Here is a 21,717-nt window from a genome sequence, read left to right as displayed (position 1 = left end):
ACGAGGGGCTGCCTTTTACAAGCAGCCCTTAGACTGTAGACAAACGCTCGCATACGTCGTCGTTTGCCTCACTCATTCGCTCATGAACCCCCGTTCTATTCGCACCTTCCCACGGCTGCTCTCCTCGTCTGGCAAGCGTTTTCTCCCAGCCTGAGCGTTCTTCTGCAGATTACACGTTCATTTCTTTTTTGCCTGTCAACTTAAAAAAGAGAAACAGCGACAAAATCGATGTTACCGTTAAAATGGCCGAATAAGCAGAGGCATTGCCGAAGTTTCCACGGATTACTTCTGTATAAATGGAAACAGCGAGCGTTTGTGTATTGGTTGAATACAAAATAATTGACGCGCTCAATTCACCAAGGATCGTCATCCAACTCATAATAGCACCTGCCAACACGCCAGGCATCATCATCGGCACGACTACCCGAAAAAATGTCCGCCGTTCAGAAGCACCAAGACTGATGGCCGCTTCTTCCATGCTCGGGCTAATTTGGCTAACAATCGCCGTACTGGAACGAACCGTATAAGGCATACGCCGAATCACAAAAGCTAGCACCATAATTAAGCTCGTTCCCGTTAAATACAGGGGTGCTTCGCCAAAAGCGAATATGAGCGCCATTGCTAACACAGAACCAGGGATTACAAAAGGAAGCATGGACACCGTATCAAGCAACGATGTTACTTTATTTCGTTTGCGCACCGTTAAATACGCAATCAATATCCCGAGAATGACAATCACCACGATCGCGATCAGGCCTAACTGGTACGTATTTAAAATCATCGACAAATCGCGGTTAAACAAGATGTTCTCATAATTTTGCAATGAGAACTTTCCTGTATACACTTGGCCGCCGATCGTTTCCAAAAAAGAAGTGTAGACGACAACGAGCTGCGGCAAAATCGCCAACAGTGTGACCCCGTAAACAGCCACATGGCTAAGCAAGTTTTTCAAGCCTGTGCTTTTCTTTGTTTCCATTGGCCGCAGGGCCGACATTGAATACGAGTATTGCCGTGCAATCACTCGCTGTACGAGAAACAAAGCAATCGTCACGATAATAAAGATCGACGCAAGTGCTGCCGCAAAGCCTGCATCGCCGCCGACTTCACTCATAAACTGCGTATAAATCAAAACAGGAATCGTCCTGTACCCTTCGCCAATCAACATCGGTGTGCCAAAATCAGCAATTACGCGCATAAAGACAAGGAGCGAGCTGGCCAGAATCGTCGGCGCAATCAGCGGAACGACAATTTTAACGACGCGCTGCACGCCGGAATAGCCAAGGCTTTCCGCCGCCTCGATCAATGAATTGTCAAGGTTCTTCAATGCCCCAGAAATATAAATGAAAATAAGCGGGAATGATTGTAATGTTAGTACAAGTACAATTCCGGCAAAGCCATAAATGCCATCAAACTGAAGTTGAAAGGTATCATTGATCCATTTCGTAATAACGCCGCTCCGACCGAGTAGCTGAATCCACGCATAGGCGCCAATAAACGGCGGCGAGATATACGAGACAATAATGAGAATTTGGACAATGCCACTTCCGAAAATTTTCACTCGCCGCAACATGTAAGCAAGAGGCAGGCCGATCAAAACAGCCAAGACCGTTGCTACTACAGTCACTTTGATGCTATTCCACAGCGTCACCCAATAAAACTTCCGTTCAAAAAAGAGCGAGAAATGCTCAAGCGTGAAACGCCCCGCTTCCCCATTATAAATGCTCTTATTCAAGACTAACACAACCGGAAACAAAATGAATAAAGCAAAGAATAGCACAATTGACAGCGTGATCCAATTCCAGCCATTGAACGCTTTAGGCCGCATGTCACTCACCTGCCTTCATGAGCGTTTGTTCATTCGCCACATCAAACAAGTTAATTAAATGCGGCTTCACCTTTACATAAATATTCGTTCCCTCTGGAATGATCGCTTTGTCTTCGATATGTTGCACCACTTCCACTCGCTCTCCAGTCGTAAGGGTGACGAGATAATGCGTATTGATCCCTAAAAACATCGTGCTTTCGACAACGCCAGCGATGGCACTTGCTTCTTGCGTAATCGTAAATTCCTGTGGACGGACAGACACCAGCACTTCCTGCCCATTTTCAACCGTTTCTACAACGTTATCAAGCTTTTCTTTGTATTCGCCATTAAAGACGATGAACGTATCAGTGCCTTGCTTTTCAACCTTCGCTTTAATCACATTGGAAGTGCCAATAAACTGGGCAACAAACAAATTCGTTGGACGCAAATAAATTTGTTCAGGTTTGCCAATTTGTTGGATCACCCCTTTATTCATAACAGCAATCCGGTCAGAAATCGCCAGCGCCTCTTCTTGGTCATGGGTCACATAAACGGTCGTTATCCCCACTTCTTGCTGAATTTCTTTAATCGCATTTCTCATCTCAATCCGCAGTTTCGCATCCAAGTTCGAAAGCGGCTCATCCATTAACAAAACATTCGGATTAATCACAAGCGCCCGGGCAAGTGCAACCCGTTGTTGTTGGCCCCCTGAAAGCTTATCTGGCTTTTTGCTATGGTGGTCTTGAATGTGCACGACCTTCATTATATGATCAATCTTGCTTTGCATTTGCGCCTTGCTATCCTTGAGCGTCTTCAACCCAAAGGCGATGTTCTCTGCCACTGTCATATGGGGGAAAATCGCATAGTTTTGAAACACCATCCCCATTTTCCGCTTGCTGACAGGAACGTCATTGATGCGCTGGCCATCGACTTTAATCGCACCGCCGTCCACAGAATTAAAACCGATAATCATTCGCAAGAGCGTCGTTTTCCCACAACCAGACGGACCTAATAACGTAAACAATTCACCTGGCTGAATCGTGAGCGACAACCCATCAATAACCGTATGCTCATCGTACATTTTGACCACATTGTCAATATCAATTGCTACACCCATCTTATTGCCTCCTTCCATTCACAATCAGGCATGCCAGCCGGACAAGCAAGCATGCCGCTGTCCCTTAATCCATTGAACCTTCGAGCACTTCAACATAACGAGCGGTAATGTCATCCATGTTCTCGATAATAAACATCTCGTCATATTCATCAAACAGCTTAATTTCCTCTTGTGGTGTCATGTAGTCAGCCACCTCTACGCCTTCACGAAGCGGCCGAACCGTCAACTCCTGCCCCGTGCGGCTTTGCACTTCTTCCGATAACACGTAGTCAACGAATTTCTTGGCATTCTCTAAATTTTTCGTGCCCTTAATAATTTGGATCGACTGGCCTGGATAGACAACCCCTTCAGTTGGAAACACGACTTCAACCGCTGCCCCGCTTTGCTTGTAATGGACAACAGGATCTTCCCATGTCAATCCAACAACATATTCACCGTCGGCCACACCTTTATGCACTTGCCCGGAACTGCCTTGCACTTTGCCGTCCAAATTGGCTACAAACGCTTTGACAAACTCCCAAGCCTGATCCGACATCGGATCGCCGTCCCCCGCAGCGTAAAGCATCGCAATTAACGACTGGAACGCCGAACTTGAATTGACAGGGTCGCCAAAGGCAATCCGTCCTTTCAACTCTGGATTCAACAAGTCCTGGAAACTTTCAATTTCCATATCGCCCGCTAAATCAGTATTGACAATAAACACCGTCGGATCAGAAAAGGCAGGCGAAAAATAACCAGTTGTGTTTTTAAACCCTTCCATCATATATTCATCTTCCGGCGACACATACTCCTCGAACAAATCGGTTTTATCATAAAGCATCGTGATATCAGCCGCCCACAACACATCGCCTTGCGGGTTATTACGCTCCGACTCAACCCGAGTAATCGCTTCCCCTGTGCCAGCCGAAATCATCTGCACGCGAATGCCCGTTTCCTTCTCAAATTGGGGAATCACCGCTTCATTCAAACTCTCACTACGCGTTGTATACACGACCAATGTGTCATCGCCGCTGCTTCCATTCCCACCGCAGCCCGTTGCCACAACAGCCAAACCGACCACTACACCGAATTTTTTAAGCGCTTTCAAAACAATCCCTCCCTTTGCTATCCCTTATGTTAAAGCAGACTCAACCACACGTTAATCCTAAAATCGCAAAAAAACATCCGAAATTCAGAAACGATTTTTATCAGGAGGAGAATGGACATGAGGGAAATGGTGCTGAGTTATACTGCTGCATGGGGGGTGTTTGAAGGATAAAGTATCGACAGTGGCTGGGTGTAACGATTTGATGCCAAACTGCATGGGGGAAATACGCTTTAAAAACCTTCCTATAAATGTTGAAATATCCTCTCAAAGGAAGCTTTATGAGAAAACAAAAAAGCCGCAGCGAAATAGATGCGGAAAAAGATCATCTACTATTTTGTTTCGTTGTGAGCCCTACTTTTTCTATCCAAATCTTTAAACCGGCTTTTTTCTAAGCGTTCGAATCGCCACTTCATGATCGCCTAAAATCTCCCGGACGGATTTTTGGTCTTCAGACAACTGACTCACTTGGTCACTCAAATTCTCGATATTTGTCTTAATATTCTTTACACTTCGATTTGTTTCAAGCACCGCTTGCTTAATTATGAGCTGATCTTCTTTTAATTCCTTGATATCTTGTGCCATGGCCAAGTAGTGCTCTTTTTGCTCTTTTAGTTCTTTTGTGATCCCAGCAACTTGCGTTTTTTGTTCTTTTAAGTCTTTGGCGAATGCTGCATTATAGGCTTTTTGCTCTTTTAAATCTTTTGCGACCGCAGCATTATGCCCTTTTTGTTCTTTTATATCTTTTGCAGCCATAGCATTATGCTCTTTTTGGTCTTCTAAATCTTTTGCTACCGCGGCATTATGCTCTTTTTGCTCTTTCAACCCCAATTCCAGATCAGTTACCTTCTGTAACAAGAGCTCTAGCATTTCTTTCTCTTCCATTGTTTACTCCTCCCTTAATTGGAATTTACTTTCTAGTTTTGTGTTTTAATACGTGTATTTATAGGTGTGATGCACTTGTTGGTCTAGTAAGAGAAACGTATTTTGCACTCGAATTGAGCAGGGAAAAGACTTGTTGTAGCAAGCGGTGGGGCTTGTCTTAGTTTATGCGACGCACTCACGAAGAGTGCGCCATAGATGTGTACAGATCATCTACAGACCATTTATTATTTCAATCCACGCACTCACATAGAGTGCGACGGTTTTGTAGTGAATGCTGACGTGAGGTTTCACGAAATTTCAATCCACGCACTCACAAAGAGTGCGACAAGAATGAACTTATTGGATTTCCAATTTCAAAATATTTCAATCCACGCACTCACATAGAGTGCGACAGCGAATTTCACCCATTTTCCGGAAATATACAACCGAAAACGAATGGTTCCCCTTCTAATTCTTATCATAGCACACCCAACAAGGTCACATTATTACATTTTTGTACATAGTAACCCATATTCGAGGCTGTTTTTGGTGCGGGTGATCTAGGGATTTTATGTGCGCTTAGGGTTCGCACTCGAGAAAAGTGAGCATCGGCGAATGCTTATTGAAGAAATCGAGAATCGTTTGCCTTTAAGGATCGTTCCACCGTATTGCTATTCTGTAATACTAAGGGTTCTAACTAACACCACCGCCGTTTTTACAATAAGAGACACACGATTTGTCCATGTGTTAGGATGTTGGTAACGCTTGCTTTTTTAATGAGAGACATCCTAAACATTGATTATATAGCTCGGAAGGGGGTATTTTTTATGACGGCGTATGCTCAATCGCCTGAGGAGATAAGAGAATCGTTTCTTCTTGTACTGAATCTGATGTTGTTCCTATATATTTGTTTATTTACCCTTTGGCTTATTGCTCATTTAATAGTGGCCGCTGCTTTATCGAGAATGGCCAAGAATGCCCATATCCGTCACCCTTGGCTAAGCTGGATACCGATTGCTCAGTTTTGGATTGTCGGTGAATTGATTTCAGGGAAACTACGAGGAAATGGGGGCATAAAGGTCTTACTCATTGGCTGTGTCACCATTGTCTTTCGCTTTCTTCCCTTCCATCAATTATACATCCATTTATTAGTTAAAATCCCAGAGCCCATCTATCGGTTCGTGTCGATTACTTTATGGATTCTGCTTATCTACATCGTATACCGCCTTTACGAGGCCTATGCAAAAAAAGCATGGATACATACTGTCTTATCGATTATTCCTTTCTATGCACCGATCGCTTTGTTTGTACTTCGGAATAGGGAAAGACGTTACTAACCGTATGTAAATACCCATTGGAAAGCTCGAACCTTTATTTATGGATTCGGGTTTTTACTACAACGTTCCTCTGGATCTGGAGAGCAAGGGAGCGGGTATCCCTGGTACGTGTAGGACCCATCAATCCTTTTCATGATGGAACCAGTGTTTCCTACAATCCTCCCTGCGCCTAAAAAAGCACCTGTCTAAAACAGGCGCTTCCTGACTAACGTCCTTGTGTCTTTTTCCACGCTTCAAATTCATCGCGGATTGCTTTTAATGCATCTGGATTGGTACATAGATCATAGGCGGTCATCGCTAATCCCGCTGCGGCTTGATTCATGCCTTTCATGCCGCCTTCTGACTTTGTATCTTCTGTAAACTCAAACGTATGGTTCGTGTTTTCGCCAATTTTAATATAGGGATGAATGGTGGCTGTCACCTGGCCGACATTGCCGATGTCGGAGGAGCCGATTCCTCCTTGTTTTGGTGGATCTTCTACTTCAATGCCCATTGCTTCCCAGTTCTCCTTAAAAAGCTCTGCCAAGGCATGGTTGTTGTTACGCTCGGCATATATGAGGCCTTCTTCGATCTTGTATTTGGCGCCGACTGATTGGCTCGAATGGCGAACCGCTTCATATACTTTTTCCTTTATTTCATGGAGCCGATTGGTCGTGGCTGCGCGGATGATAAATTGGGCTTCACAATGTCCAGGGACGATATTGGCCGCATCGCCGCCTTTGGTAATGATTCCGTGGATCCGAACATCATCGGTGAAAAACTGCCGTAAACTGTTGATGGCATTGTAACTTTGAATGAGCGCATCTAGGGCACTGATCCCTTTTTCTGGCGCTGAGGCGGCGTGTGATTCTTTTCCATAAAACGAAAACGTCGCTGTCATGCATGCTAGTCCTCCACGCAACACCATCGTTTTGTTTTTTGGATGGACCATCATCGCAGCATCGAGATCGTTGAAGGTGCCGTGGTCGCACATATAAATTTTCCCGCCGCCGCCTTCTTCCGCCGGTGTGCCTATCACTTTAATCGTTCCTTGCAATTCAGGGTAGGCATCTTTTAATGCGACGGCTGCACCAACAGCAGCAGTGCCAATGAGATTATGGCCACAAGCATGGCCTAAGTTTGGCAATGCGTCATACTCCGCTAATATCCCGATAACCGGGCCACCTGGATTGCCTTCCCAAACGGCCGTAAACGCCGTCTCTAAGCCAGCAACGCCCCGTTCTACTTGGAAACCTTCTTTTTCTAAATAAGCAGATAACCATTCTGCTGCTTTGTATTCTTTAAAAGACAGTTCTGGGTTGGCATGAATCATGAGCGCCAGCTCTCGAAGTTCCTTATCCCGTTGATCCAATGCCGTTAAAATCTCTTGTTTTTCCGCCAATATTGTTGTTGCCATTGGAAACATCCACCTTTCTTACCGCTTTATTTTTTAAGCCATGCATACAGAAGTTAGACGTTTTCTAATTGCCAGTTGGCAAACTCCTCTTTGACGCGCTGTAACGCTCCAGGTAGCTCGCATAAATCATAGGCTGTCATCGCGAGCGCTTTTGCAGCTTGATTCATGCCTTTCAGCCCACCCTCTGACTTGGTTTCGTTTGTAAAGTCGTGGGTATGGTTGGTTGCCTCTCCAATTTTGATGTACGGGTGGATCGTAGGTACAAGCTGGCTGACATTGCCGATATCAGAAGAACCGATTCCCCCTTGAAGTGGCGGCGGACTGACTTCGATGCCCATCAATTGCAAATTTTCTTTAAAAAGATTCGCCAATGTTTTGTTTGTGTTTCGTTCTGCGTAAATAAGATGTTCTTCAATCTTGCTTGTGGCACCCACTGCAGCGGCCGACTGGCGCACAGCTGTGTAGACTTTTTCTTTTACATGTTCGAGTTCTTTTCGCGTATTGCAGCGGATTAGGAACGAAGCTTCACTATAGCCAGGAACGATATTGGCCGCATCGCCGCCATGGGTAATCACCCCATGAATTCTGACATCATCGGAAAAAAACTGCCGCAAACTATTAATGGCGTTATAGGCTCCCACTAGGGCATCTAGGGCACTCACCCCTTTTTCTGGCGCGGAAGCTGCGTGCGATTCTTTTCCATAAAATTTGAATGTTGCGCCTACCCGCGCTAGACCGCCTCTTATGACCATTGTCTTGTTTTTCGGGTGGCACATCATCGCTGCGTCAAGATGATTGAAAACCCCGTGTTCGCACATAATGACTTTCCCGCCTAATCCTTCTTCCGCTGGCGTTCCGATCACCTGGATCGTTGCCTGGAGTTCTGGAAACGCATCCTTTAATGCAAGCGCTGCACCGACAGAAGAAGTGCCAATAAGGTTATGGCCACAGGCATGGCCAAGACGTGGCAACGCATCATATTCCGCTAACAAGCCAATAACAGGCCCCCCTGCCTTCCCTGCCCAAGTGGCTGTAAAAGCTGTGTCCAGCCCAGCTATCCCTCGCTTCACGGCAAACCCTTCCTTTTCCAGCAAAGTCGACAGCCAGTTGGAAGCCTTATACTCTTGATACCCCAACTCTGGGTGGGCGTGAATATTCAGCGCCAGCTGCCGCAACTCGCTGTCTCTTCGATCTACCGCTTCTTCAATGTTTCTTTTCTTCTCCGTTATGCTTTTATTTTTTAACATCCATTAATCTCCTTTAAACAAGCGTTGGTTTCCACCCTTTTACAGCGAATTTCTTCGCTTTTAGCACTTAATGAACTGGCAAGCCAATAAGCGGCCAATAAAGAAATGCAGCCAGAAGGGTTATGACAATGACCGATAACGTTAGGTCGCTCCTACTTTTAATAGTTCCTGGCTGGTATAGTAACCGAGAGCATACGTCATCATTGTCCCTACAGACTGGGAAGGGAACAGAAAGCCTGTGCTGCAAGCAGCAAGGCAAATCATTCCCAGCCAGACCGGGTTCACATTCGATCCTGCCGCAAACGTTAATGCCACAGGCATCAAAGACGCAATCATAGCAGTTAAATTGGTAAAACCGATACGAATAGCCGCAACAACGAGCAACAATGACACGGCAAGAGTGAACGCTGGCAATCCATTTAAATGAGCAGAAGCCAACGATGAAGACCACTGAACAACGCCACCTGCTTCAAATGCTTCCGCCATTGAAAAGCCAGCAGAAAACAAGAGAGGAATGGACCAATCCACTTTCGCTACTGCTTCTTTCCACTCCATGAGTTGGATGCCCGGAATGTACAAAGCAATCACAATCAACACGGCGGAGAAAGAAATAGACAGCTGATGCACGCTTTGTGTTGTCCATAGCGTGATTAACAAGACGTACAAAATGAGCAGCGTCTTCTCCTGGAATGACATTGGGCCCAGCTTTTCTTTTTCCTGTTCAAAATAAGCTTTTCCTTGAGCGTGCTTCCCAGCCTTTATAGGAAATAGCCATAGAAGCGCAAGCCAAAGAATAAGGAGTATGGCAAGCGTTGACGGCAACATGACCGCCATCCAGTACAAGTAACGCCATTCAAAGCCGAGCATCGTTTCAAACAGACTTGCTGCATAGACAGAGCCCGTTGCCCCAGTTATTAACGCGACTGAACAGATAATAGGTGTATACGTTATCGCAAACATGCTCGCTTTTCCTACGTTCGGCCCGCCAGTTCCTGCCAATGACTGGACAACCCCTAAAGCAATCGGCAGCAAAACGACGACTCTTCCGATCGCATTCGGAAGAAAAAACGTTAACACAAAACCGACAAAAATTAATGCTAGTAGGACAAGGCGGATATTTCCTTTTGTCAGCGTCAGGATCGTGAACGCAATGCGTTTGTCCAATCCAGTACGTTCAACCGCGGCGCCCATCATTAGCATGGCGATGATTAGCCAAATCACTTCTTTGCCTAGGCTCGCCGCTGATTGTTCAAACGTTAGAACGCCAAACAAAGGGAAGAGGACAATCAGAAGCATTGCAGTCACTGCCGGAGGAAGGAGATGGGTAAACCACAGTCCAATCCCTAAAGTTACCACGGCAAGAGCGCTCCACCCTCTCAGTTCCATCGACTCGGGAACAGGCAAGAAAGGAGAGGCAAACAAGAATAGCAGCAGCACACCGAGCACCACATATTTGTAGGTTGCCTTGCTTGGCTTTTTCATGTTGTCAGCATCCAATTGACTGGACATCGGTTCCACCTTTATTTGTATACATTTTTTACCGGAATGACGGTGTTTGCTAGGCGACTAGGCGAGAAGTGGACGAGACACTTGGTCGACGCCGACAAGGGCAAGGGCCGCCAAGAACGTTCTTTGGGGCGAGAGATAAGCATGCACAGGTTCAAACCACTCCCCGAGCGTATGTGTCCCGCCTCCATTCCCTCCTCGTCCCACAGTGACCGCCGGGATTCCTAAGTGAATCGGAATATTGGAATCGGTACTCGCTGCCCCTTTCAAAGTCGGAGCAATGCCTAGCTCCTTGCTTGCCTGAACAACAGCTTGCACAATCGTTGCCTCTTTATCTTGCCGTCCTGCGGGGCGGTCGCCGACTCGTTTTATATCGACTGTGACATCGTGCTTTTGCCAATGCCGATTTTCTTGTTCAGCCGCTTGCTCGCATGCTTTTAAGAAAGTCGATTCCAACTGTTCCAACGCTTGTGGACTTGTCGAACGGACATCAAGGTGAAAGGAAGCAGAGCTTGCAATCGCATTGACTGCCGTTCCGCCAGCAATTTCTCCAATCGTAAAGGTCGTTTTTGGTTCAGTTGGCGGCCGGCAATCGGCGATCGCTGCAACTGCCCTTCCAGCGGCATGAATCGCACTTGGTAGCCCGAAGTCCCCATAGCTATGCCCGCCGGTTGCTGAGTATGTGATTTTATAACGACAGCTGCCTGTTCCTTCATAGACGATATGCCCTACACCTGTTCCGTCAATAGAAATAAAGGCGTCAACGTTCGGCGAGTCAGCGAAAAAAGCTTTTACACCTCTTAAATCCCCTATTCCTTCCTCCCCTACCGAGGCGACGAATTGGATGGTGCCGCTTGTTTTTACATTCGTCCTATGCAGAGCGCGAATGATGGATAGCATTTCCGCAAGCCCTCTCGTATCATCAAAAATGCCCGGGGCACACAACCTGTCTCGTTCCCGTCTTACCTTCGTGTCTGTTCCTTCGGGGAAGACGGTATCCAAATGAGCGGAAAGGACGATTACAGGCCCATCCCCCACCCCTTTATAGGCGCCGATGACATTGCCTTCCTTATCCCGCCGCACTGCTTCTAGTCCGTATTCACTGAACTTCTGTTGCACGTACGCCGCCCGTTCCGCTTCCTTGAATGGTGGCGCTGGTATTTCCGTCATGGCGACTTGCTCAGCAAGTGTCTGTTCATCATCTTCTTCAATAAAGGCCAATCCTTGTTGAATGGCGGGATCGTTTTTCAATGCTTCATACGTTTGTTGCACGATTTGCACCTCCCTTTTCTAGTAAGAACGCATCTTATAAGCTCCTCCCTTTAAGCATGTTCCATGATGACCCCGCGCCCCGCTTGCAACGGATAATGGCATGCTACATAGTGGGCCTTTGCTACTTCTTGTAGTTTAGGAGCCTCCGCTTTGCATTTCTCATTTGCATAAGGACACCGCGTACGAAAGTGACAGCCGCTTGGTGGATTAACGGGGCTTGGCAAATCCCCTTCTAGCAATTCCCCAGAATCCAAGCTTCTTAATGTCGGATCTGGGACAGGGATAGCGCGAAGCAATCCTTCTGTATACGGATGTTTCGGATGCTTGAACAGCTCCTCCGTTGCTGCGGTTTCGACGATTTTTCCAAGGTACATGACTGCCACACGGTCACTAATATGTTTGACGACTGGGAGGCCGTGGGCAATAAAAATATAGGTAAGATCAAAATCTTTCTGCAGTTTTGAAAGCAAATTCAGCACTTGTGACTGGATCGAAACATCCAACGCCGATACAGGTTCATCGCATACAATAAGCTTGGGGCGCAACGCTAAGGCGCGGGCTATGCCAATCCGCTGACGCTGGCCGCCGCTAAACTCATGGGGGAAACGTTTAGCCAACGAGCGATCCAAGCCGACGACGTCCAGTAGTTCATACACTTGTTGTTTCAATTCTTTTCCTGTTGCTATTTTGTGTGTCCGTAATGGCTCGGCAATGATTTCAAACACTCTCATGCGTGGATTTAAGGAAGAAAAAGGGTCCTGAAAAATCATTTGAATGTCTTTTTTCATCTTGCTTTGTTCATTTTTGGCCAACTTGCTCAAGTCTTTTCCTTCAAAATGGATCGATCCTGCCGTAGGATCGGCAAGACGCATAATCATATTCCCAGTTGTCGATTTCCCGCACCCCGATTCGCCTACAATCCCAAATGTCTCTCCCTTTTTTACGATAAAGTCAACACCGTCCACTGCTTTTAAAATGTCTTTCTTTTTCGCAAAAATTTTTCTTGTGACATCGAAGTGCTTTTTTAACCCTTTGATTTCAAGAAGCGTGTCATCCTCCTTTGTATTCGCGACTTCCTTTATCATCCTACATCCTCCTTCTCACTAGCATAGAGCCAACAACGCACTTGCGCTTTCCCATCACGATCAACCATCATCGGTTCTTTTTCCTTGCATATGTCCATCGCATGGGGACAACGAGGGTGAAAACGACAACCTGTAGGCATGTTTGTTGGGACGGGCACAACCCCGCGAATCGATTTGAGCTCATCATGCAGTTCGTGAATCTTAGGCGTACTTTCCAGCAATCCTTGCGTATACGGGTGTTTTGGATCCTTAAAAATCGTATACACATCGGCTTGTTCGACTATTTGGCCAGCATACATAACAATGACGCGGTCGACTAGTTCGGCGACGACACCAAGATCATGAGTGATCAAAATAATCGACGTATCGACTTCTTTGCTAATCTTTTTAAGGAGCCGCAAAATTTGCGCTTGTATCGTGACATCGAGTGCAGTTGTTGGTTCATCGGCAATTAACATTTTCGGATTGCACGACAACGCCATGGCAATCATGACACGCTGCCTCATCCCTCCGCTTAAAGCGTGTGGATAAGACTGGTAAACTTGTTCAGCTCTTGGAATGCCGACACGTTTTAGCATAGCAATGCCTTGTTTGCGCGCTTCTGCTTTTTTCGTGTCCTGGTGAAGCAAAATCGCTTCTGAAATTTGATGGCCCACCGTAAACACCGGGTTAAGGGAAGTGAGCGGCTCCTGAAAAATCATCGCAATTTCATTGCCTCTCACTTTTCGCATTTTCCGTTCCGACAGGGAAGTAAGCTCCGTTCCATCAAAACGAATGTGCCCCGCTTCAATCTTCCCTGGTGGGCTCACCAAACCCATGATTGAAAAAGACGTCACGCTTTTGCCGCTGCCTGATTCGCCTACAATCGCCACCGTTTCCCCTCTATCCACATGAAACGAGACACCATCCACAGAAGGGACTGTTCCGTTTTCTGTATGGAAGTATGTTTTTAAATTCTCTACCTCTAACAATCGGTTCTGTCGTGCCATACGCTAACCTCCTAGATGAGAACTTGAATGGCTGCCGTTTAAACTATGAACGGAGCGTTTGGGAACGGGGATCCAACACATCCCGCAACCAATCACCTAAAAAGATAATCCCTAAAACGGTGATCATAATCGCTAATCCAGGAAAAGTAGCAATCCACCAGCTTGTGGCCAGATAATCCCTCCCCGCCGACAACATCCCGCCCCAGGACACCGTAGGCGGCTGAACACCTAGCCCTAGATAGCTGAGCGATGCTTCGAGGACAATCGTCGTGGCTACACTCAAAGTCGAAATCACAATAAAGGACGGCATTACATTCGGCAATACATGCTTGCAAATGATCACCGGATTTTTCGTTCCAATCGTCCGCGCTGCTTTAATAAATTCACGTTCTTTAATGGATAAGACATCTCCTCGAACAAGCCGGGCATAAATGACCCAGTTCGTCAATCCAATAACAAAAATAAGAGTCAGCAGCCCTGGGGATAAGACGCCTAAGATGACAAGAATGAACAAGACGTTAGGGATGGCTAAAAACGCATCAACGATTCTCATGAGCACATTGTCAATGAACCCTCCGTAATAGCCAGCGATTAATCCAAAAAACATGCCAATCGCCCCTGCTACCACGACGGAACAAACCCCGACTAAAAGCGAGACCTGTGTGCCGTAGATGATTCGGCTGAGCATATCTCTCCCTAAATTGTCTGTCCCCAAAAGATGTTCCTTCATTCCCCCTTCCAACCATACTGGCGGTACATTCATCGCAGCATAGTTTTGGACATTGGGATGGTAAGGAGAAAGAACAGGAGCAAATATCGCCAACAAGAAGATCAATCCTGTAATGATCAAGCCAATGGTTCCGGTCTTGCTTTTAAATAGGAGCCTGGCCCACCTACGCGTCCAGTTGGCTAGCCTATTCTCGGTCGTATGGTTGCGCAAATGCTTCACCGGTTGTTCTGTCTGCATGGGGTCCCCTCCTAATCAAATTGAATCCTAGGGTCAAGAACCCGATACAACACATCGGCCATCAGGTTCACAACAATCACAATAAAAGCAACGATAAAAACAGTCGCTTGCACAACCGCCATATCCCGTCCATTAATGGCTTGAATTAAGAGCTGCCCTAGTCCCGGCCAGGAAAAGACCACTTCTGTAATCAAGGCGCCACTGACAAGTGTCGATACTTGCAAAAAAGTAATCGTAATAAACGGGATCAGCGCATTTCGAAAGGCATGTTTATAAACAACAAAGAAGTTCTTTACCCCTTTGCTTACGGCAGTCCGCACATAATCTTGGTTTAACGTTTCCAGCATGCTTGAACGCAACACACGCGTCATCTCTGCAGCACAGCCTGTTCCCAATGTAATCGCCGGCAATATTAGATGAGCCATGCTTCCGCTCCCAGACACAGGAAAGAATGGATACGTAATCGCCAACATAAGAATGAGCATAATGCCCAGCCAAAAGTTCGGCATCGCTTTTCCTAATACCGAGGCACCGGATATGAATACATCTAGTGCTGTATTTCGCTTTGTCGCAGAGAGAATGCCGAGAGGGACGGCAATCAGTACAGCTACAATCATCGAAGCAAAGGCCAATTCGAACGTTGCCGGCAACCTTTCCAGCACGATCGGCAAAGCTGGCTGGCTATAGCGATAAGAATAACCGAAATCCCCTTGTATCACGTCTCCAACAAAGGAGAGGTATTGAATATAAAAAGGCTGGTCCAACCCTAACGATTCCCGGAGTGCATCCACTTGTTCCTGGGTGGCATCCTCAGGAAGCATTAACGCAACAGGATCCCCAGCAAGGTACAACAAGGCAAACACAAAAATCGATATTAGAAAGAGAACCGGTATGATTTGCAAAACGCGCCACAGTAAATACTTCCTCAATCGTTCCACCCCCGATAGTAAAAGGATGAAGGCAAGGTCTTCATCCTTCCTCCTTCCGAGCCTTCAATCCCTATTCGCTTAATGTGATTTCCTCCACTCTCCACATTTCATCAAGACGAGGCTCAAACTGAATCCGATCATTGACAGCGTAAAAACTATCCAGCTGGAAGAGCATAATATTGATTAACTCTTCGTCCGCCATCGTCTGCAAATCAATGTATTGTTGTTCCCGCTCGGCTTCATCCATGTTCACTTCTGCCTCTAAATAGATCTGATCAAATTCTTCATTGCTGTAGCCAATATGGTCCTCTGCGACCATAGACGTATGGTGGCGCAATTGGTGAGCCGCATCCCACAATGAACCAGTAAGGCCAATCAAATATAAATCTTTCTGTTCATGGGCATCACGAAGGTCGACATAGGCGCTCCATTCCATAAAATCGATTTTTACATCAATCCCGATTTCGCTTAACATCCCGGCAATCACTTCTGTTGTTTCCCGATCTTGCAAGTAGCGCCCATCTGGGGAATGCAGCGTCAGTTCTAGCCCATCCCCATAACCGGCTTCTTCCAATAGCTCCTTGGCACGGTCAGGGTCGTAGCGGTACTCGCCATGAAGCGCCTCATTTGCGCCAAAATTCCCTGGGTTGACTCGTGTCAAAGTCGGGGTTCCTGATCCGCCCATCAAGTTGTCGAGAAGCGCCTGATTATCAATTGCCAAATCAATCGCTTCCCGTACGAGCGGGTCGGAAGTCGGGTATTCTTCACGGTGGTTCGGAACCAACATCATCGTTCGGTTTGTTTGCCCTTCGACAATGGACGTGCCTTCGTTCTCATTGACCCGGTTCCAGTCAATTGGGGCAATATTCATGGCAATATCGACACCACCCGCAATGACTTCCCCAACCCTAGTAGAAGACTCTGGGATCGAACGGAAAACGAGTTGATCCCACACCGCTACGTCACCGCCAAAATAATCATCAAACCGCTCTAATACGACTCGATCGTCACGAACCCATTCAACAAATTGGTAAGGACCGGACCCGACTGGCTCCTGTAGAAAATGATCCCAACCATTTTCTTCAATATAGTCTTTCGGCAAAATGCCTGATCCCAGACGTGACAATCGATTGAGCATCACTGGCTGCGGCCCATTCGTGTGAATGAGGAAAGTGTGGTCATCGATCACTTCTACTTCGTTAATTTGGCGGTAATTTTCATGTTCTTGCAACGTATTGTCTTTGGCGACACGTTCAAGCGTAAACTTGACATCTTCGGCTGTGACTGGATCGCCATTATGAAACACAGCATCATCTCTAAGCGTAAATTGCCACGTTTCGTCATCGACCAATTCCCAATCAGTCGCAAGATCAGGAACAATCCCTTCACCCTCCACATCATTTTTGACGAGATAGCTGAACATATTGACGTGAATCGCTTCAGTAGACGTGTTGCTATGATCGTGGACATCAAAGGAAACCATATCCGAGCCTTGGGCAATCGTTAGCGTGGTATCATTGCTAGATGAGGCACCTCCCTCCCCTCCAGCGTCTGGAGCCGTGGTCATGTTTTCTTCATTCGTCATACAGCCAGACAGCAAAAGCCCTCCAACAACAATCGGCATCATTTGCATCAAGAATGGTCGCTTCACTATAAGCCCTCCCTTATACACATTAATACGAATCGAATGTAATTTTAAAATTATTAGTCTCCTATTCCGCTTCCCCTCCCTGTATTTCTTAGTTTTAAAAAAAGAACATTCCATCCATTGTTGTCTTTTACTTGTCCATCAACGTTGTTAGGAATACACCGATCCTTCTTTTTGAGAATTTCTTCACCTTTCAACTCCAACAGAACACCCCCTATTAAGAAACTTGAATAAATTTTCCAAAAATAGGCGATATTTTTCCCCATCCTCACTTCGCTCGCATGTGTCTTTGCATTCATTAAACATAGCGATCCTCCGCCTTTGTAATCGCTTTCTACCAGTCCCCCTTTGAATTACATCTGATTATAAGGAATAGAGATCGATAAATAAAATAAATTTATTCTATGGCTTTCAATAAGTATGTTTTATTCCTTCAAAAAACGAGCGTGCAGACAATGTGGGATAACTGAATAAAGACGCGGGATCGAAAGCCCTGTTATCGACGCTTATCGAATCGCTGTAATCCGTCTTTTTAAAAATTTTTTGATAAGAAATCTTACACATATTTTCTTGAAAGTAAGCCTAACTAAATCAAATGGTAGGAAAATCATAAGCCACACACTTACAAAAGGTCATCTATTTTCTTCCCGGTCCAATATGATCCCTTCTTGTTTCTGTTTTTTTAAAGTAAAATGAAAGATATTTCAAAAAACATTAGGGGAGGCCGCAATGAACGAAAAAGATTGGGAACTGTTGCAGACATTATATGAAATGAAAAACATAACGAAAGCGGCCGAAAAATTGTTTATTTCACAACCTGCCTTGACGTACAGACTAAGAAGTTTGGAAAATGAGTTTGGGGTTGAAATTGCCAAACGGGGAACGAAAAGACTGCAGTTTACAAGCGAAGGCGAGTATTTAGTCGAATATTCAAGGAAAATGTTAAATGAATTAGCCAAAACAAAAGACCAACTGCTAAACATGGCCGGAAACATCCAAGGCCACTTACGGATCGGTGTTTCCAGTCATTTCGCCCACTATCGATTACCAACGATTTTAAAAGATTTTCTTGCGGTCTATCCCAATGTACAAGTAAACGTTACAACTGGCTGGAGTACAAAAATATCACAAAAACTAGAAAGAAAAGAAGTGCATATTGGCATTATCCGTGGAAGCTACGAATGGAAAGAACAAAGTATACTTCTTAACGAAGAAAATGTGTGTTTAATTTCAAAGAATAAGATTCATATGGGTGATCTCCCTTCTATTGGAAGAATATCCTATAAAACCGATCCAATCTTTGATAATATGATCAAAGACTGGTGGAACCATCATTTTAGCCAGCCACCAATGGTAACGATGGAAGTCGACCGTATCGAGACTTGCAAAGAAATGGTACGCAATGGCTTAGGATACGCAATCATCCCTCAAATTTCCCTTCGTCCGCATGACCAATTATACAACCGCATCCTTGCCATTGATAACCACCCACTATTAAGAAAAACGTGGTTAATCTATTCCAATTCCGCACTCGACCTTTCTGTCGTCAAAGCGTTTGTCCAATTCGTTACAACCCAATTGCGCCAGAAAGCACATTCGCTTTAATGGCTACGCCATTTTGCACTCTCCACACGGGAATGGTAGTTGCATTTATCCAAAAGACCTTTTACAAGAAGAAAATGGGTTTGTTAGGAAAGGAATCAAACAAGAGGTAGAAGTGATCATCGTTCCACTCAAAATAGAGTGCGACGTTTTTGCGTGAAAAAGAGTGGGGGCCAAACTCTACTTACACACGTGTGACCTTTAGATGCGGAATCGGTAGCATCTGTTAAAAAGATTCAATCGACGCACTCGCATAGAGTGCGACCACTATATGGCGATGCTAAAGACACGATTATGGGATTTCAATCCACGCACTCACAAAGAGTGCGACTTGCCCCACTGTTTACGCAGGAGGGCGCAATTTCAATTTCAATCCACGCACTCACATAGAGTGCGACTGCGGATTATAGATAGGAGGGGAAACGATGATCATTTCAATCCACGCACTCACATAGAGTGCGACGTGAGAATATGTATAAAACGTTATTAGGAGCCCAAAATTTCAATCCACGCACTCACATAGAGTGCGACGATATACGCTTGCCAATCAGGCCATGTCTGACATATTTCAATCCACGCACTCACATAGAGTGCGACAGCGACATTTACCCATTTTCCGGAAAATAAACAACCGAAAATGATTGATTTCGCTTCTATTTTCTATCATAGCACAGCAAATGAGACCATATTATTACATCTTTGTACATTTTAACACATATATAAGGCCATTTTTGGTGCGGGTGATCGAGGGATTTTATGTGCGCTTGGGGTTCGCACTTTGACTGTTCGTTATCCTCGTTTAGGTGATCCTTTCCCTTGGGTTCAACATTGTCTCTTGAATCGTTCTAAAGAAACGGCCCAGGCACAAAAGTTGGTCCTATTTAATGGTGACTTGAAATCTTCCATGCATGCAAAGCGCCTGTTACGGCTGGTCGGTTTTTACAAACAATCGAAATGTCAGCTGAACATTGTTTTAGTTTTTCGGCAAAATGGTGGCGCACAAATTCGTTTTTCTCTAATAAACTCCCTTTTACTATGATCGGGATCGACGATGTTTCTAATTCAAGTTGTTTAACTAACCGAATGGCTTGCTGGGCTAGTTCTTCTCCTGCTTGTTCCAATAGTTTTTTTGCATCTGTGTCGTCTTGTGCACGTCGATACACAAACAGGGCGATGTCGGCAATTTCTTTTTTGGTGGAAGAGTAAACAAACTCCTTTACCGCTGATGCGTCGGGTAATTGGTACTGAGTAGCCAAAGCCTTGGCTAATTTGGTTTGAATGGTCCCCTGCTCGATTTCCGAGGCTAATTGCTTTAACGCTTGTATTCCGATGTGATAAGCGCTTCCTTCATCCCCGAGCAGATGCCCCCAACCGCCAACCATTTTGATCGTTGCATCCTTTTTGCCAATCAATACGGAGCCGGTGCCTGCGATTGCCAATACCCCATTTTCGTCTTCGAGAACGGCATAAAGCGCAAGTTCGGCATCGTTTAACATCAATGCAGGCAATTGGAAGTGTTGTTCAACCAATGTTTTGAATTCGCTTTTTAAATGCCCTTTTTCAATTCCGGCGATCCCTAAAACAATCGCTTTACAGAGACTGCCGTACTTACTTTGTATACAAGCTTGTATGGCAGCCATTATATGTTCTTTTGCTTTTTCGCTATCAACAGCTACGTTTCCTGGCCCTGTCTCGATCGAAAAATGAATGTTTTGCTCCTGATCGATTACAGCCCCGTGTGTTTTCGTGCCGCCTGCGTCAAGCCCGATCACGTACATTTGCTCACCCATCCCATTCTGAAAAGGCAAATTTGTCCCATGGCTTTAAGGAATCAATTAAGAAAATCTCCTCTTCTCTGATCCTCGCAATAACATTTGTCCGGCCCGAATTGGTCATATCCTTTAAAGCAATTTGCAATTCACCGGCATATTGTTCATATAATTCACTTTCTATGACGACATCCCCTCTTTTTATGTCTGTTGTATTGTGGGGTGGGAAAGCTTCCCCTCTATATTTAACGCGGCTTTGGGTAGAGCGGATCATATAGTCAGAAACATCGCCTCGATAAAAGTGGGGTTCATCAAATAGAATTTTTTTCTCAAGATCGCTCACAGAGTCAACGAGTTCTAGATTAAATGTCAGTTTCGCCTTGTTTATTTGGCTTAAACGCTTAAGTTCCTCTTCAGAGGCGTAAGCATTGCCTATAATGACATCATCAATCAACCGCGTGGCAAACAAATGTTTCGCTTGAACGTCAATAGGCAAACCACGATGCATTTCTAGTGTCGGCAGCCCTTCGACAATCGGCCATGGTCCAAACGATGCCGCCTGTGAAGAGACAAAAGCAGCCGTCCTTAATCCATATTTTTTAAACTTCTCACTGCATTCTATAAAGAAATCATAAGACAATCCACTATAGCGATGAGGGTAAAAATTATGACAACCTATTAACTTATTGCGGTTGGGTTGGAAGCTTAAAATATTGTCAATGTATTTCGTAGAATTGCTCATGTTGACTTCTATGAACAACCCATGAGGATTAAACGTCATCATTGACTCTTCGTTTCCAGTAAAACCAAGGTCTAACCGGATGCCATCCGCTCCAAGGTTTTTAAAAAAAGTGAGATCATCATAAGAAATACCCAAATCCTTGAATACACGTGGATTGATATCGCATATGACCTCCATCCCAAGCTGTTTGGCATAGTGAATCGTCTCTTGGAAGCTAGCTAAAATGTTGTCTTGTTCTACTGATAATAGACAAGTAAATACACGTGTAAACCCGTATTGGTTTGCTACGTGTATATACTGTTTGTCCTTTTCTGCTGTTGAATGATTTGGATAAATCGATATCCCTAGCTGCTGCATGT

General features: G+C 45.3%; 18 protein-coding genes and 1 CRISPR repeat array. Of the genes, 2 read left to right on the top strand and 16 right to left on the bottom strand.

Annotated features, from left to right (window positions below; all coding sequences use genetic code 11):
- Positions 1–169: 169 nt before the first annotated feature.
- From BUC05_RS08495 to BUC05_RS08480, 4 genes are all read right to left on the bottom strand, one after another.
- Positions 170–1,825, bottom strand: a complete 1,656-nt coding sequence (locus BUC05_RS08495) for an ABC transporter permease (RefSeq protein WP_035202469.1) — start codon at positions 1,823–1,825, stop codon at positions 170–172.
- A 1-nt stretch (position 1,826) separates the two neighbouring features.
- The gene (locus BUC05_RS08490) at positions 1,827–2,921 is read right to left on the bottom strand and encodes an ABC transporter ATP-binding protein (RefSeq protein WP_035202471.1); all 1,095 of its coding nucleotides are present in this window, start codon (positions 2,919–2,921) and stop codon (positions 1,827–1,829) included.
- A gap of 64 nt (positions 2,922–2,985) precedes the next feature.
- The gene (locus BUC05_RS08485) at positions 2,986–4,008 is read right to left on the bottom strand and encodes an extracellular solute-binding protein (RefSeq protein ID WP_035202472.1); all 1,023 of its coding nucleotides are present in this window, start codon (positions 4,006–4,008) and stop codon (positions 2,986–2,988) included.
- A 372-nt stretch (positions 4,009–4,380) separates the two neighbouring features.
- On the bottom strand, positions 4,381–4,890 hold the full coding sequence (locus tag BUC05_RS08480) for a hypothetical protein (protein ID WP_035202473.1): 510 nt from the start codon (positions 4,888–4,890) through the stop codon (positions 4,381–4,383).
- An 806-nt stretch (positions 4,891–5,696) separates the two neighbouring features.
- On the opposite strand from BUC05_RS08480, the gene BUC05_RS08475 reads away from it, so the two are divergent.
- Positions 5,697–6,206 carry a hypothetical protein gene (locus BUC05_RS08475; RefSeq protein WP_035202475.1) on the top strand — a complete coding sequence of 170 codons (510 nt, stop codon included), beginning with the start codon at positions 5,697–5,699 and terminating at the stop codon, positions 6,204–6,206.
- A gap of 205 nt (positions 6,207–6,411) precedes the next feature.
- Here the strand turns inward: BUC05_RS08475 and BUC05_RS08470 are convergent, their stop codons facing one another.
- The 10 genes from BUC05_RS08470 to BUC05_RS08425 form a co-directional block, all read right to left on the bottom strand.
- Positions 6,412–7,602 (bottom strand): M20 family metallopeptidase, encoded by a 1,191-nt coding sequence (locus BUC05_RS08470; RefSeq protein WP_094979048.1) that lies wholly within the window; start codon positions 7,600–7,602, stop codon positions 6,412–6,414.
- Positions 7,603–7,655: 53 nt separating this feature from the next.
- Positions 7,656–8,849: a M20 family metallopeptidase gene (locus BUC05_RS08465; RefSeq protein WP_051881134.1), complete on the bottom strand. Its 1,194-nt coding sequence runs from the start codon at positions 8,847–8,849 to the stop codon at positions 7,656–7,658.
- Positions 8,850–8,990: 141 nt separating this feature from the next.
- Complete coding sequence (locus BUC05_RS08460) at positions 8,991–10,358, bottom strand: SLC13 family permease (protein ID WP_035202478.1); 1,368 nt, start codon at positions 10,356–10,358, stop codon at positions 8,991–8,993.
- Positions 10,359–10,415: 57 nt separating this feature from the next.
- Entirely contained in the window at positions 10,416–11,627 is a 1,212-nt protein-coding gene (locus BUC05_RS08455; RefSeq protein WP_035202479.1) for a M20/M25/M40 family metallo-hydrolase, read from the bottom strand.
- Positions 11,628–11,677: 50 nt separating this feature from the next.
- A complete protein-coding gene (locus tag BUC05_RS08450; protein ID WP_011248495.1) occupies positions 11,678–12,712 on the bottom strand; it encodes an ABC transporter ATP-binding protein in 1,035 nt (344 codons plus the stop codon).
- Positions 12,709–13,701: an ABC transporter ATP-binding protein gene (locus BUC05_RS08445; protein ID WP_011248496.1), complete on the bottom strand. Its 993-nt coding sequence runs from the start codon at positions 13,699–13,701 to the stop codon at positions 12,709–12,711. Before BUC05_RS08445 ends, BUC05_RS08450 begins: the two co-directional genes overlap by 4 nt.
- A gap of 43 nt (positions 13,702–13,744) precedes the next feature.
- Entirely contained in the window at positions 13,745–14,668 is a 924-nt protein-coding gene (locus tag BUC05_RS08440) for an ABC transporter permease (protein WP_011248497.1), read from the bottom strand.
- Positions 14,669–14,679: 11 nt separating this feature from the next.
- Positions 14,680–15,597, bottom strand: a complete 918-nt coding sequence (locus BUC05_RS08435) for an ABC transporter permease (protein ID WP_035202481.1) — start codon at positions 15,595–15,597, stop codon at positions 14,680–14,682.
- A gap of 70 nt (positions 15,598–15,667) precedes the next feature.
- The gene (locus BUC05_RS08430) at positions 15,668–17,248 is read right to left on the bottom strand and encodes an ABC transporter substrate-binding protein (protein ID WP_051881135.1); all 1,581 of its coding nucleotides are present in this window, start codon (positions 17,246–17,248) and stop codon (positions 15,668–15,670) included.
- A gap of 53 nt (positions 17,249–17,301) precedes the next feature.
- Positions 17,302–17,544, bottom strand: a complete 243-nt coding sequence (locus tag BUC05_RS08425) for a hypothetical protein (protein ID WP_035202483.1) — start codon at positions 17,542–17,544, stop codon at positions 17,302–17,304.
- A gap of 430 nt (positions 17,545–17,974) precedes the next feature.
- On the opposite strand from BUC05_RS08425, the gene BUC05_RS08420 reads away from it, so the two are divergent.
- The gene (locus tag BUC05_RS08420; protein ID WP_035202484.1) at positions 17,975–18,850 is read left to right on the top strand and encodes a LysR family transcriptional regulator; all 876 of its coding nucleotides are present in this window, start codon (positions 17,975–17,977) and stop codon (positions 18,848–18,850) included.
- A 230-nt stretch (positions 18,851–19,080) separates the two neighbouring features.
- A CRISPR array of direct repeats spans positions 19,081–19,444; the repeat unit is 32 nt; unit sequence ATTTCAATCCACGCACTCACATAGAGTGCGAC.
- Between the two features lie 284 nt (positions 19,445–19,728).
- On the opposite strand, the gene BUC05_RS08415 is transcribed toward BUC05_RS08420, so the two are convergent.
- Positions 19,729–20,625 (bottom strand): BadF/BadG/BcrA/BcrD ATPase family protein, encoded by an 897-nt coding sequence (locus tag BUC05_RS08415; RefSeq protein WP_035202486.1) that lies wholly within the window; start codon positions 20,623–20,625, stop codon positions 19,729–19,731.
- A gap of 4 nt (positions 20,626–20,629) precedes the next feature.
- Entirely contained in the window at positions 20,630–21,715 is a 1,086-nt protein-coding gene (locus BUC05_RS08410) for a DUF871 domain-containing protein (protein ID WP_035202489.1), read from the bottom strand.
- Between the last annotated feature and the right edge of the window lie 2 nt (positions 21,716–21,717).

This window comes from Shouchella rhizosphaerae, assembly GCF_900142675.1.
GTDB lineage: Bacteria > Bacillota > Bacilli > Bacillales > Bacillaceae_D > Shouchella > Shouchella rhizosphaerae.
This window is presented reverse-complemented; position numbering and strand designations above follow the sequence as displayed.